The following is a 13,750-nucleotide window of genomic DNA, read 5'->3' on the forward strand; positions in this document are numbered from 1 at the left end:
CAACGGACGATCAGGCAATGCCCCACCCACATCGAATTTCAGACCCGGATCAAAGCATCCACTTCGACCTGGTCAGGAAGGCCATCCCCTCCTGGCTATCAGAGGCTTCACTCACCCGTATCAACGCACTGAAAACTGACCGGGTAAGCATTCCCGACTGGCAGGCTGACGCCGCAAAAGCGTTACAGGAGCGTTTGAAACAGGGGATCAAGCTCGGCTGGAGCGCGCAAAACGATGTCGATAGAGCGTTCAGCAAACTGCAGGATGTCTACGCCTTCGCCAAACCCTTGTTGCAACAGGCACTGAACGAACGTTTCGGCGTTGAAGATGACGTCGAAGAGACCTGGTTGCGGCTGTATGCACCAGCACAGTCATGGGGTCATAACTTTACCGGCGCAACCACCAGCCGTACCGTCTCGCTGCTGGATGCCGCCCTGCACAATTTTTCCAGTGACGAGGCGTTCACCCAGGACTCCGAATTCATCACCCGCCCCGACGTACGCGGGCATTTCAGCGTGGTACAGCTCAAGCACAAGCTGAGTATCGAGCAGTTCAAGTCGCTGTGCCGCGAACTGGATATCGGCAGCCGTTACCAACAACACCTGAGAGATTTCCTGCTGCCGCATAACCGGGTGGCCAGCAACGTCCTGCGCCACAAAGTCAGCCTCAGCCACAAGACCGCGCTCAACATCGCGGCGAACATGGCGCTGATGAAAAACGACATCGGGCAGGATGCCTTTGACCTGGTGCAGGGACTGCTCGACGACCGCAAGAACCTGCGCTGGAGCGGCCGCTCCGTCGACTGCTACAACCTGTCGATGATGGACATTCACCTCACCGGCATCGTGCTGATCGCCCCTGATGCCAACACCGCGACCGATCCCGTGCCCGTGATCGCCTATGTTCCCCATGACCCGCAGCACCCGCTCAAGCAGTACCCGTCGTCGCTCGAATTCATGGCCGAACTGACACGCCAGCTGCGCGATGCCAGCGCCCCCCGCAGCTACCAACAATTCTTCAGCCAGTTCGTGCCCCATCAGCAGCGCGGGCATTTCTTTGCCGGGTTGAACGACCGACTGAGCAAGGTCAAATGGCAACCGGCCCCGGCCGGCTCCAACTTGCCCAGCTGGCGGGAAACGCCGGTGGATAACCCCAACCTGCAATTTCAGCTGTCGAGCGTCAGGAACGATCGGGACACTGTTTTCAACGGCGACCTGTGGGGCTACTTCCACCGACAAAAAATCAACAAGGTACTCAACGACGCATGGGACATCGCGATTTCCACCGAGTACGCCGACCGCATGGCCCGCTGGGCCTGGTGGGACAACCTGGAAAAAATGCTCTCGGGCATTCTCAATGCCGCGTTGCTGGTGGTGACGCCACTGGTGCCCGGCATGGGTGAACTGATGCTGGCCTACACCGCGTATCAACTGACCGATGAGGTGGTCGAGGGCCTCGTCGATCTGGCCGAAGGCCGTGTCGCCGAGGCTGGCGAGCAAGCCATCGGCGTACTGCAAAGCGTTGTGCAACTGGGTGCGTTCGCCGCGGGAGGTGCGATCGGCAACGTCGCAAGAGCGAAACTCTCGCCGTTTTTCGAAAGCTTGAAACCGGTGCAGTTGGCCAATGGTGAGACCCGTCTGTGGAACCCAGACCTCAACCCCTATCAACGCACCGACGTGGATTTACCCGCGGACGCCCGGCCTGATGCACAGGGTCTTCACCAGCATCAGGGCCGGCGCATCCTGCGCCTGAACGATCAACACTTCGAAGTGCTGGACGATCCGGTCACCGGACAACAGCGCATCCGCCATCCGCAGCGTTTCGATGCCTACGCACCGACCCTGCGCCACAATGGTCACGGTGCCTGGGTCTGCGAAACGGAAAACCCGCGCGAGTGGCAAGGCTCGACATTGATGCGGCGACTTGGTCACAGCGTCGATGCTTTCAATGACGAACAACTGGAGCAGATTCGTCAGATCAGCGGCACCCATGAAGCCGCACTACGGCGGATGCACATGGACAACTCGGCACCGCCGCCATTGCTGACCGATACCCTGCAACGCCTGGGCTCACCCGTGCCTGCCAGCACCCCGCTACCTGCCGAAAGCGTTGCGCTGTTCAGCGAATTCCCTGACCTGCCCGACACGGTGGCGCAAGGCATTCTCGCCAACGCCAGCGCCGCGGAACGCCAACATATCGAGCAGAAAAAGCGCCTGCCGCTGCGCCTGAAAGGCCTGGCGCGGGAACTGCAATTCGAGACGCAATCGGTGCGTGCCGCCCACGGTCTGTACGATGACGCGTTGATCAACATCGACACAGAACGCCTGGTGCTGGGCACCTTGCGCATCAACAGCGACACCGTCGGTGAGCTGCGCGTCGAGATCAGGGAAGGCACATTCGACGGTGAACTGCGCTGCAGCGCCGGGCCTGAGAGCGCAGCGCGGGTCCGGGTATTGATTCATGATGACGCGGGAAATTATGAGGTGCGTGACGGGTCGAATCAGCCAATCCATGCAGCGGAGGGCTTTTTCGAAGCCTTGCTGCGGGCGACCCAGCACAATGGGCAAAACGCGCTGGGCTTCAAGGCGGGGGACGCCGAACGCCTCAGGCAGTGGGCCATGGTCAAGATCGAGCCTCTGGGCGAACGTCGAACGATACTCGCCGCACCGCCCATCCGCGCCGTGCCCGAGCATCAGACACTGCTGCTGGTGAGAGGTGCGTTTACCAGCCGGGCCGGTGAAACCCTGCACGAGCGTATCCTCGACCTGCACAAGGATTTCAGTGACCGCGAAGTCGATGCCTTCGCCAATGCCCTGATCGCCAAAGGCGAGCCGATGCAAGCCATCGAGCAGCGGGAAAACGAGCTCGATGAACTGCGCGTGATCCTCAATCGTTGGGAATACATGCAAGAAAACACCTGGGGGCCGTACAGCACGGCTTTTCGGGATGAAGGTGGCCAACATATCGCCGAATGCCTGCTCAAGAGCTTCAAGCGTAAATACTCGGAAATTGGCAACCGTAGCGACCCGGACAGCTACGCACTGGATCTCTCCACCGAGATGCTGCCCCTGAACCTGGAAACCTGGTGGTCAAAGCGCCCCCCGGAGCTGCAAAAGTTCCTCGACAAAATCACCGTCCTGAAACTCGGCAATACGCGGTTTTCCAGCGAGGCGAACGGCTTGCTCAAAGCCTTCCCGAACCTTCGCGAGCTCAGCGCCAGGCGTTGCGACCTGACCCGTCTTCCACACAGCATCGGTTCGCTGCACCGACTGGAACGCCTGCAATTGAGCGATAACGCGATCGTGCTGGATGCCGGCGCCGTCAAACAACTCAAGGACCTGACCTACCTGGAAATCCTCAGGCTCGACGGTAATCCGCTGGGGTTGTCGCCAGACATCAGCCGCATGCCGAGGCTGAGAGTCGTGGGCCTGAAAAAAACCGGGCTGACCACATGGCCCGAGGGCACGCTGGCGAAAACCAGACCGCGCGGCTTCTTGCTGGACCTGCGGGAAAATCCCATCGACCTGATTCCCGAAGTCGTCCCCGGCTCGGCACGCGCCTGGGTGATCGCGCGTACCCGACTGGATGTCGCCAGTCTGTCGGAGCTGAACCAGCTGCGATATCAGGAAATCCGCCGTTCACTGAATTTGCCGCCGGAGCCCCTCGAGGCATCCACCAGTCCGACAACCGTGACCGTCAACGCCATCGACCCGAACAACTGGACCGATGTGCCCGGCTGGGGAGTAGACCGGGAGACTCACTGGCTTGAACTGACCGACGACCCGCAGGCCCATCGGTTCCTGACCGTGGTGCACGAAACGAAAAACTCCGCTGACTATCGCCTCGGTGGCGAACCCCGCAGGCAACTGCTGCAGCGCGTGGTGCGCATGCTCGATGCCGTCTACATCGACAGCGCACTGCGGGAAAAGCTCTACACCATGGCAATCGCCCCGGTCGATTGCGCCGATGCCGGGGCGCAGTTGTTCAACAACATGGGCATTCAGGTGCTCGCCTCCGAGGCTTACTCCTACTCCACGGACCCCGCTGAGCTGGAACGCAAACTGGTCACCCTGGCCCGAGGCGCCGCGCGGCTGGAGCACGTCAACGAGATTGCCCGCGCCGATGTCGCCAGCCGTGGCGGCGACCCGGACGATGTCGAGGTCTATCTGGCTTATCAGACCGGTCTGGCTGATCGCTTGCAGCTGCCCTGGCAATCCGAAGGCATGCTGTTCAGGCCGGTGTCCGGTGTCACCGACGCCATGATCGATCAGGCGTACGACACGGTGCTGGCGCTGGGCGAAGGTGATGGACTGGTGAACAAAATGCTTGAGCAGGCATTCTGGGAAACCTGGCTGGGTGAAAATTACCCTGTTCAGATCGAGGCGAACAAACGAGAGTATCTGAACAAATACGAGTGGCTGGAGACCCTGCGATCCACCCAGCGCGAATGGGTCGAATCCACGCAATTGACGGATGTGGAACGAGCGGCATTGCGCAACAGGCTGAAAGACCTGGCCAACGACCTGCCGGTTCCCGAGACGGTTGTCTTTGCCGATGAACCGATAAGTGACGCGAACTTCGACCGGTTCCTCGTCGATCTGTGGGACGGCGAAAAAGAACTGTCCAGGCGTTTGACGCGCGCGGCGTTGAGCAGGGCCGGGTTGTAATAGCGGTTGCATCATGAGGCAAACCTGACGGCATTCGTTGCGATCAGGTTTGCCGCAACCACGTCAGATATCCGAATCCCAGATCACCGTGACATTGCCGGAATAGCGGCTGGCCACGCCCGGTTGCAGCATGAACTCCATCTGGTTTTGCGCAATTTCGAAATGCAGAGTCCCAGGCGCCCGATCGACATAGAAACCAGGTTGAAACTGTTGCGATTGGGCTTGCCCGGTTCGCAGGCGCTGACGCCTGACCGGTTGCCCGGACAGGTCCGTCAGGCCATTGGGCAGACTGACGCTGACCTGAAGCTCGACCGATCGCTTGGAGACGGGATCATTCAACATGCATTCGTATGGGAAGCCACTGAACTGACACTCCATCTGCATCTTGAAGCGCGATGATGCCGAGATATTGAAGGTCTGGTCCCGGAACAAACGCGTCGGCCTGCGCCCCGATTGTAACCAGCTCTGCCAGCCACCAGCGGGGGCCAACTGGACCTTGTTGCCGCCCGGTGGAATATCGACTTTCAAGGTGTGCTGCACGTCCAGTACAAAACTCAAGGTCAAATCACTGTCGGTTGGCAGCATCACATCGCCCATGTCGAAGTCCCCGCCGGGACCGATACGATAGCTCAGGTCACCGGTGTAAAGTCCCGACGACATGCCAAGAGGATTTGGCGTTCGCAACTCGTAGGCGAAATCCAGGTATTCATAGGACATTGCCGGTACCAGGAATTTAGCTGTTTTGACACAAGCCGCTTCAACCGGAGTTTTCCAGAAAAAACGAAACGCATGATCCGTATAGAACCCGACACCGCTGTACAGGCAGGGAGGTGACGCGTTGACCCAGGCACCTGCCACGCCCCCCGACCACAAGCGTTGGTGTCCTTGCGCCGCACTCGGTGCGCCTGTCAGATTCGCGGCCGTATCGCTCAGGGCGTATCGGGAACCGATGCCGGCAATACGCACCTCGACTTTTTCAGATTCCTGCGTAGCCACGTTGGTCACCGTCAACGTCCGCCACTGCGCAGGTACTTTGAACATGGCGCTATTACGCGACACATCATCAGGTTGCATCGCTCTGTTCGATTCGAAGCGCATGGGCAACCGGATGCTGAACATCTCGTTGTCCCGGCATTCACTGGGCGCATCCGCGCAGTAGCCACTGGACGGTGTTTTATTGATGAACTTGTTGCTTTGCGGATTGGCTGAGTCGGGCATGAACAATGCCCTGATTTCCTGATTCACCGCCTCGGCCGAAGTCGGCACAAACAACACCAGCAAGCACAGCCATCCCGGCAGACAAGTATTGAGATTCATGAAAGCTCTCTCCGATATTACAACGAATGGCCGGGTTCAAGGCGCCGCCGCACTGAAGACCAGGTTCACGTTGCCGTAGTAGCGACCCGGCTTGTACCCGCCCGCGGGCACCTTCGGCTGGATCTGCAGGGCAAAGCGCCCGCCCGCGACAGCCTGCTCGCGCGAGAGCACTTCAAGGGGTTGCGGGTCGTGGCTCAACGTCTTGCCGTTGAAGCTGACGAGCAAGTAGATGTTCTGCTCGTCGCGGCCGTTGGACAGGTAGGGCTCGCTCTCCAGCCGCGCGTGGATGGCGCTGGTGTCGTGCTTGACGTCGAAGTTCTTGCGCAGTCCTTCCAGCGTCGAGGTGTGGATGTTCCACGGCAGGGTCTGCTCGAGATGAATCCAGTTCGACTCGGCCGGTATCACATAAAAACCCAAGGTCGGGATATCCACCGACACTTCGAATCGGTGCTCTTCGCGGGCGGCGAATACCAGGGAACTCATCAGTGCCGCGACGCCTGTCCCCAGGGCGATGGCCGATAGCTTGATCATTTCAGGTACCTGTTACGTCAAAAAAAGCGGCGGGCAATGGCGGCCACGCATGTGTGCCGGTGGTTACTGGCTGGCAATGCGCAAGGCCTTTTTCGATGCGCCCTCGACCAGGTTGAAGCGGTACTCACGTCCCGGTTTCTTGTCGAATGCGAACTCTTTTCCCGCACGGATGTGGTGCTTGGTGGTGGGCTCGCACTCGTTTTCCTGCTTGATCGAGCAGTTACGGAATTCGTCGACCACCACCGACGTGTTGCCGTTGTTGCGAATGCGATAAGTGCTGGCGCCGTTCTCGATCTGGCTGTCGTACCGGCTGTTATTCGGCCTGACGAAGAACACCGTGCCGAATCCGGTCATGACATTGACGCCGGCCGAGAGGTTTTTTTTGTAGTCCTCGCGCTCTTCGCTGGACACCGCGAATTCGTCTTCCTTTTCCGGCACCACCGGGATGAAGCGCACGCGGAAATAGCGCTCGGTCTCGCGCTCGCCCATGAACAACAGGCGCGTGCCCTGCATGCCGTTGGCCGGAATGATCAGGCGCGCGGGGCTGGCCATCAGCCCGTCGCGCGATGTCGCGCCCGGGTCGCTTTTGACCGGCACTTCGCTAGGCGTGCCCTCGGCGTCGTAGACGATTTCCAGAATGTTGACCTTGACGAAGGCCGTGCTGTCACCGCTGTTGAACACCCGCTTGAGGTAGGTGCTTTTGTCGCCATCCAGATAGTCGTACACCGTTCCGACATTGATTTGCGGCCCGGCCTGAAGCCCCAGGGAAAAACCGCTCAAACCCACCATTAACAACAGACGTTTCATAACCTTAAAACCCCACGACATTGAACACAGTGCTGGCTCTATTTTTCGAGGCGCAGCCCGTCAGATCTCTGAATCCCAGATCACATAAACACCGCTGGAATAGCGGCTGGCCACGCCAGGCCGCACCATCTGTTCCACCCAAAGGGGCGGGATTTCGAAATGCAAGGTGCCAGGTGCCCGGTCCACATAAAAACCGGGTTTAAACTGCAGGGCATTCTCCGGACCCGGCCGCAATCGCTGGCGACGGACCGGTTGCCCGGAGAGGTCGGTCAAACCGGGAGGCAGGCTGACGCTGACGAACACCGGGACTCGACGATTCTCATCAGAATTATTAATCGCGCATTCGGTCCTCTCATCCATGCTGACTCCACATCTCAGCTGCATCTTGAAATACGATGAGGCGGAGATATTGAATGTCTGGTCGCGAGACAACGTCACTGGGCGGCGCCCTGCCGCCAGCCAGCTTTGCCAGCCACCGGCGGGCAGCAAGTGGATTTTTTCGCCACCGGGGGGGATGTCGATTTTGAGCTCATGCTCGACGTCGAGGTTGAAATCCAGAACGATGACGTCGTCATTCGGGACCATCACGTCACCCAGGTCAAAGTCCTGATTCGGCCCCACTCGAAACACATGCTGCCCGGTGTATTGACCCGAGACCATGGCGAGGGGGTCGGGGGTAATGAGCTCATAGGTAAAGTCGAATGTTTCGTACTTGAAGGGCTGGGGAATATCGAACATCGCTCGCTTGGCGCAAACGCCCGCGTCGATCGGATGCCTCCAGAAACTGTTGAACCCGATGTCGTTGCCCGCACCAGCCAAGCCTGTGCATGGGGGGCCGGCATAGCTCCAGATCCCCCCTGCAAAAAGATAATCGTGCCCTGCCCCGTTCGTCAGCTCTGGCGCTGGCAGCGGTAGCTTGTAAGACACACCCATTCCGGCAACGCGAAATTTCACGACCTGCGGCGGGGCAGTCGGATGAGTCACGGTAATCGTCTCCCACTGCGATGGAATATTGAACATCGCGCCCTGCCGCTCATTGGTGTGCTCCCCCTGAATGGTCGCGTTCGAATAGGATTGAATGGGCAAGCGCAGACTGAACAAATTTGTAGCCTGACATTGGCTCGGGTTATCAAGACAAAAACCACTCACCGGGGTCGTGTTCTTGAACGCGTTGAATTGAGGATTCGCGGGGTCCGGTTTGAACACCGCCCTGATCTCCTGAGTTACGGCCTCGGCGGATGAGGGCAACAACACCATCAACACGCCCAGGAGGGTGAAGCGGCTCATTAGCGAGCCCGTTGCTCCTGACATATGCATCATTGATCCAACCCTCGAAATTTTGTACATCGGCTGTCGCTCAACCTGACTTCTGCGTGCTGAAACCGGCATCCGCCAAAGTGTCCGGCGAGCAGCGCAGATCGCCGATCATCAACACGTTGTTTTCACTGCGGTGCTTGTCGGTATCGAGCCGGAACTGGCACAGCAACTGGTCGGCGTAACGCACTTCGAGGGTCGGCGAACCGGCGTGCATTTCCATCGAGAAGAAGCCATCGACTTCACTCACCCCACGACTGGCGTGGTTGATCACGTGGTGGCCCTTGAGCGGCCGGCCTTGTGGGTCGACCAGACGTCCGAGCACGGTCAGGGTTTTCATCACGTAGACCTTGCGGTACTCCACGCCGCCCTTGTTCAGGTGGTAGCGGGTGCGTGCCGGCTCGATGCTGGCCGCTGGTGCGTGATTGCCTTCGAAATCAAAGCTCACCGAGCTGTTCCTGTAAGCCGTCAGCGGTATGAAATTGCGCCCCGGACGCAATGCCGCGCTGCCGCCGCTGAGGTCGTCGGCGCGTAACGCGATGCCGTCGATATCGGACTCGACATCGACAATCATCCCGGCCCCTCGTCCTTGATGCTGACTGGTCAGGGCCATGCGCTGGCCACCGACGACCACGGTGCTGTCCAGGTTCAAGCCGCCGGTGAAGTTGTCGTTGAACGACGAACGCTGGATAAAGCCGTCGCCGTTGATCGCGTCGGTGCGAAAGTTCGCCAGGCTCGACAGGCCGACGCCGTAGGTGTCGGTCAGCGCAGTCACCGAGACGCTCTGCAGGATGTGGTCTTGCAGGTCTTTGCGATAACCGAGCGAGGCGTTGGTGTCGCGGCTGCCATCACGGGCAGTGCGGCTGCCGATGCTGCCGGAAACCTGCTGCCCCGGCCCGCCGAGCGCCACGCTGATGCTCAGGTCGACCCCGCGATTGCGCGCATCGCCGCTGCTGTAGCTGCCGGGCCGATCGAACAGTGACAACCGCCAGTTGGCGTCGCTGCCCAGCAGCATGGTGCGCTGCGTCCAGCCCAGGTCGACGCCGACGCCTTCAACGTTGCCGTCACTGTGGGAGACCCGCGCGTTGAGCGAACTCTTGCGGCTGATGCGGTGGTTCAGCGCCAGCGATGAATTGCTGGTCTCGCCGGTGAACACATTGCGTTGGCGCACACGGGTGCCGTCGGGCAGCGTGTCGTAGGTGTTGGTGGTGTCGAGCCAGCTACGGTTGTGGCTCACCACCAGACTGCCGGAACCATAGTTGTAGAGCGCTTGCAGATCGGCGCCGGTGCCGTGGTCTTCGGTCTGGTACAGATTGGCATAGAGGCTGACGCTGTTGGCCAGGCTCCAGTCAATGGAACCGCCGTACTGCAGCGTGTTGCGCACCTGACGTGCCGAGAGCCCGAGGATGACCCGTGGGTGCAGCAGGTAATTGATCGCGGCACCCGCCGTCGCATCGCCACTGTCCTGTTGATCCCAGTTGCTCAGCAGTTTGCTTTCCTGGCCGGCGAACAGGTTGTAGCGCCAGCGCTCCTCAACGTTGCGCCAGTTGGTCGGTTTGTAGATCAGCTCCTGAGTAGTCGAAGTGACCTGGCCGTCTTCTATCAAGCGCACTTCCACATCATAGATGCCGCCGGGCAACGGGCGGGTATCGAGGGTTTGCAAACCGGCGGGCACCGATTGGGTGTTGAGCAGCAGACCATCGCGATAAATCTCCACCGACGCCTGGCGATTGGCGGTGACATAGATCGGATAAACGCTGGGTTTGGGGCTGTCGATCGCCAGGCTGTCGGAGCTGCCGTACATCACGCCCACGGCGGTGTCGGGGCTGGTGCCGAACGAACGGGGCTGGCGGGTAAGGCCTTCGGAATTGGGGGTGAAGTAGCCCAGGCGGAAAAAACTGCCTTGCAGTTCACGCTGGGTGTAGAGCTCATGCACCGCGTGATAAGTCTTGTCATCCGGCCCGCCGAGACGCGCCAGTTGCATGTTGAAGGTCTGGCTCCAGTTGCCCAGGCTGCCGCTGGCCTCCAGGCCATAACGTCCGCCCAGGTCCTGACCCTGGCCGCCGTTGAGGTTGAGCTGGTTGCGCACCATCAGGCCGTTGCTGCCGCCTTCGGGCTGATCGTAGAAACGCTTGGCCTCAGTGTCGCGCTCGGCATTTTCGGTGACGATCGACAGCAATGAGTTTTCCAGGTTGTAGTGCACCGCCAACATCTGCTCGGGGCATTGGCCGCTGCAGGTGCCCAATGCCACGCCGGGTTTAAGAATGCCGGCCCAGGTGTCGCGTTCGCCAGCGCTGAAACGGCTGTCGCTGGTGTCGGTGAAATCGAGCAAGGTGACCCGGTCATCCCGGGACAACACGATCATCGCCTCGCCGAGGGGTTGTTGATCAAGCTCGACCCGCACGGCCAATGGCACATCGAAGAAATGTTCCTCGAAATCGGCCGGCAGACCCTTGGCCTGGGCCAGTAAACTTCGAGGCGTATTATCAACGGAAGTCGGCGCCGCAAATGCGCTGCTACATAACAGCAACGCAAGCGTTGCCGCGATGGGCGTCATCGGGAACATGAACAAATACTCTGATTACAAGGAAGTCAAAGCCCGGTCGGCAAACTTGATAGTTTGCCGACCGGTTACGTTACTTTGAGCAAGTAAACGTTTTACCGTCGCAGCTGTTACTTATACGGAAGGTTCAACGACCAGCATGACGACACCGGTGTAATCACCTGCATCAGGTTTACCGCCCAGTGCACTGATCTTGAACGGTGCGCGATAGCGGACGTTGGACTCAGCTTCGCCAACAACTTCCTGCGAAGTGGTGGTCAGGGTTTTACCGTTGAGCTCGACTTTCAAGTCAATGGTCTTGTTTCCGGCGATCAGTTTCGGCACGCCTTCCAGGCGGGCGTTCACTTTGCCGGCGGTGTGCAGCACATCAAAGTGCCCGTCGACGGTCTTCATGGAGTCAGTGCCCGGGTTGTAGCTCATGTCCTGGTCCTTGTTGACCAGGTCCGAATCAACCGGCACCGCGTAGAAATCGTCGGATGGAACATGGGCCACAATGCTGATGGAGTGCTTGGCTTCGGTGGCGGCAAACGCCATCGAGGAACTCAGTGCCAGAACAGCCAGAGGAGCAGCGAACGCGATTTTCTTGAACATCTTTCAGTACCTGTCGTTTAAAAAAAGGATCTAAGTATTGAAAGTTTCGCTGAAGCAAAACAGTCACGAGCAGTGATGTTCCAGCGCAACTCTCAACGCCGAAAGATGATCGTTCAAACAATCTGGAAAGTAAGCAGGCAAGTTCCTCAAAGCGCGTAGCCAAAGGGCCACGACCATGGCATGAAAAATACTTTAATATTGATAAAGTCACTGTTCGACTGTCAGATCAAGACTACATAAAGCCAAATTACAGGCATTTAAGGTCGACAACGACACAGTAACTTCTGTAGGAGGGATATTACAAATCCAATGTATTAAGGCGTGAATCGGCAATTTAGAGAGTTAACACTAATTCCAACTTGTTCGCCTGTTCTAAAAGCCATTTTCGGAACCGCGAAAGCGCCATTTTCAGTGGCGGTTTCGCCTGGCGTGGTGATCCGCCGTTGGTCGGGGGGTCTTGCGAACCACTAAAGATATATCTTAAGTTGTATCTAAACACGACGAGAGAGAACGCAAAAAATGAGAGACCATCATTCCCCCCACCGCGAACACGGCGACGGCCGCGACGGCTTCGAGAAACGCCCTGGCCGCGAACGCGGTGGGCGTGGCCCGCGGGTATTTGCCCCCGGCGACCTGAAATTGCTGTTGCTGGCGTTGATCGCCGAACAGCCGTGCCACGGCTATGACCTGATCCGCCAGATCGAAGGCATGTTTGATGGCGCCTACAGTCCCAGCCCCGGCGTGATCTACCCGACCCTGACGTTTCTTGAAGAAAGCGAATTGATTACCGGCGACGCCGAAGGGGGCAAAAAACGCTACAGCGTGACCGACGCCGGATGCCAGTCCCTGACCGAGCAAGCCATCGCCCTTGAAGGTGTGCGGGTGCGTATCGATGTCAGCAAACGTTCGTTGCGCGGCCATGATCGCCCGGCCGAAATCCACGAGGCGGTGCACAACCTGCGCCATGCCCTGCAACTGCATCACGGCCGCTGGAGCGCGGAAGAAATCCAGCGCGTTGCAGCCCTGCTCAACGACACCGCCAAAGCCATCGTCGACGGCCCTGCCGTTCAACCCGTTCAGGAGAAAGCCGAATGACTGAAGTGATCGCGCAATCCATTCACCGCGTCATGCATGAGATCAAACGCCGTCGCCTGGAGGTGTTGCGTGTGGTCGACCTGACCCCGCGCATGCGCCGGATTACCCTGGGCGGGCCGGAGCTGGCAGGCTTCGTCAGCCTGGGTACGGACGATCACGTCAAACTGTTGTTCCCGCAGAACGCCGAGCAGGCTGCGGCACTGGAAACCCTGGTGCTGGGCGCCGGCAAGGACAACGGTCCGCTGCCCGAGATGCGCGACTACACGCCGCGCCGCTATGACCTGAACACGCTGGAACTGGACATCGACTTCGTGCTGCACGGCGACGGCCCGGCCTCGACCTGGGCCGAACAGGCCAAACCGGGGCAGTTCCTGCACATCGGCGGGCCGCGGGGTTCGATGATCGTGCCGGACATGTTCGACAGCTACTTGCTGATCGGCGACGAAACCGCCCTGCCCGCCATCGCCCGGCGCCTCGAAAGCCTGGCGGCCAACCGCCGTGCGCTGGTGATCGTGGAAGTGGAAAACGGCAAGGAGCAGCAAGTGCTGGAAAGCGCTGCCGAGGTCAACGTGATCTGGGTGCTGCGCGAAGGTGGCAAGGACAATCTGCTGACCACCGTGCGCCAGATCCAGGTGCCGGCCGGCAGCCTGTACGCGTGGGTGGCGACCGAGAGCAAGGTGTCGCGGCGGATTCGTCGGGTGTTGCTCGATGAGCATGGGCTGGATGATCAATTCGTCAAGGCGGTGGGTTACTGGCGGCTGGACGACAGCGACGAGGAGTGACCCCCGTACCTGTGGCGAGGGAGCTTGCTCCCGCTCGGCTGCGAAGCAGTCGCAAAATCAGCAACCGAAGTTATCCAGACACA

At 59.4% G+C, this 13,750-nt stretch carries 9 protein-coding genes and 1 pseudogene; 4 read left to right on the forward strand and 6 right to left on the reverse strand.

Going from position 1 to position 13,750, the window contains the following annotated elements:
- Positions 1–17: 17 nt before the first annotated feature.
- Positions 18–1,022, forward strand: a pseudogene (locus tag AC07YV_RS07150) (dermonecrotic toxin domain-containing protein); the annotation flags it as partial.
- A gap of 2,382 nt (positions 1,023–3,404) precedes the next feature.
- Complete coding sequence (locus AC07YV_RS07155; protein WP_494990276.1) at positions 3,405–4,667, forward strand: NEL-type E3 ubiquitin ligase domain-containing protein; 1,263 nt, start codon at positions 3,405–3,407, stop codon at positions 4,665–4,667.
- A gap of 63 nt (positions 4,668–4,730) precedes the next feature.
- Here AC07YV_RS07155 and AC07YV_RS07160 read toward each other — a convergent pair whose 3' ends face one another.
- The 6 genes from AC07YV_RS07160 to AC07YV_RS07185 form a co-directional block, all read right to left on the reverse strand.
- Positions 4,731–5,984 (reverse strand): hypothetical protein, encoded by a 1,254-nt coding sequence (locus AC07YV_RS07160; RefSeq protein ID WP_102699079.1) that lies wholly within the window; start codon positions 5,982–5,984, stop codon positions 4,731–4,733.
- Between the two features lie 36 nt (positions 5,985–6,020).
- Positions 6,021–6,515 carry a CS1 type fimbrial major subunit gene (locus AC07YV_RS07165; RefSeq protein ID WP_102699080.1) on the reverse strand — a complete coding sequence of 165 codons (495 nt, stop codon included), beginning with the start codon at positions 6,513–6,515 and terminating at the stop codon, positions 6,021–6,023.
- 63 nt (positions 6,516–6,578) lie between these two features.
- A complete protein-coding gene (locus AC07YV_RS07170) occupies positions 6,579–7,322 on the reverse strand; it encodes a pilus assembly protein (RefSeq protein ID WP_102699081.1) in 744 nt (247 codons plus the stop codon).
- 60 nt (positions 7,323–7,382) lie between these two features.
- A complete protein-coding gene (locus AC07YV_RS07175; protein WP_494990274.1) occupies positions 7,383–8,609 on the reverse strand; it encodes a hypothetical protein in 1,227 nt (408 codons plus the stop codon).
- Between the two features lie 70 nt (positions 8,610–8,679).
- Positions 8,680–11,202: a CS1-pili formation C-terminal domain-containing protein gene (locus AC07YV_RS07180; RefSeq protein ID WP_102699082.1), complete on the reverse strand. Its 2,523-nt coding sequence runs from the start codon at positions 11,200–11,202 to the stop codon at positions 8,680–8,682.
- Positions 11,203–11,313: 111 nt separating this feature from the next.
- Positions 11,314–11,790, reverse strand: coding sequence for a CS1 type fimbrial major subunit (locus AC07YV_RS07185; RefSeq protein WP_102699083.1), 477 nt, complete (start codon positions 11,788–11,790; stop codon positions 11,314–11,316).
- A gap of 519 nt (positions 11,791–12,309) precedes the next feature.
- Here AC07YV_RS07185 and AC07YV_RS07190 point away from each other — a divergent pair.
- Positions 12,310–12,885 (forward strand): PadR family transcriptional regulator, encoded by a 576-nt coding sequence (locus tag AC07YV_RS07190; protein ID WP_102699084.1) that lies wholly within the window; start codon positions 12,310–12,312, stop codon positions 12,883–12,885.
- Positions 12,882–13,667: a siderophore-interacting protein gene (locus AC07YV_RS07195; protein ID WP_102699085.1), complete on the forward strand. Its 786-nt coding sequence runs from the start codon at positions 12,882–12,884 to the stop codon at positions 13,665–13,667. Before AC07YV_RS07190 ends, AC07YV_RS07195 begins: the two co-directional genes overlap by 4 nt.
- Positions 13,668–13,750 lie beyond the last annotated feature (83 nt).

The organism is Pseudomonas sp. GW456-E7, assembly GCF_059424105.1.

Excerpts from the sequence above, each read along its gene's own strand:
- AC07YV_RS07185 (WP_102699083.1), bottom strand. The coding sequence starts at position 11,790 with ATGTTCAAGAAAATCGCGTTCGCTGCTCCTCTGGCTGTTCTGGCACTG.
- AC07YV_RS07170 (WP_102699081.1), bottom strand. The coding sequence starts at position 7,322 with ATGAAACGTCTGTTGTTAATGGTGGGTTTGAGCGGTTTTTCCCTGGGG.
- AC07YV_RS07180 (WP_102699082.1), bottom strand. The coding sequence starts at position 11,202 with ATGTTCCCGATGACGCCCATCGCGGCAACGCTTGCGTTGCTGTTATGT.
- AC07YV_RS07190 (WP_102699084.1), top strand. The coding sequence starts at position 12,310 with ATGAGAGACCATCATTCCCCCCACCGCGAACACGGCGACGGCCGCGAC.
- AC07YV_RS07155 (WP_494990276.1), top strand. The coding sequence starts at position 3,405 with ATGCCGAGGCTGAGAGTCGTGGGCCTGAAAAAAACCGGGCTGACCACA.
- AC07YV_RS07160 (WP_102699079.1), bottom strand. The coding sequence starts at position 5,984 with ATGAATCTCAATACTTGTCTGCCGGGATGGCTGTGCTTGCTGGTGTTG.
- AC07YV_RS07165 (WP_102699080.1), bottom strand. The coding sequence starts at position 6,515 with ATGATCAAGCTATCGGCCATCGCCCTGGGGACAGGCGTCGCGGCACTG.
- AC07YV_RS07175 (WP_494990274.1), bottom strand. The coding sequence starts at position 8,609 with ATGAGCCGCTTCACCCTCCTGGGCGTGTTGATGGTGTTGTTGCCCTCA.
- AC07YV_RS07195 (WP_102699085.1), top strand. The coding sequence starts at position 12,882 with ATGACTGAAGTGATCGCGCAATCCATTCACCGCGTCATGCATGAGATC.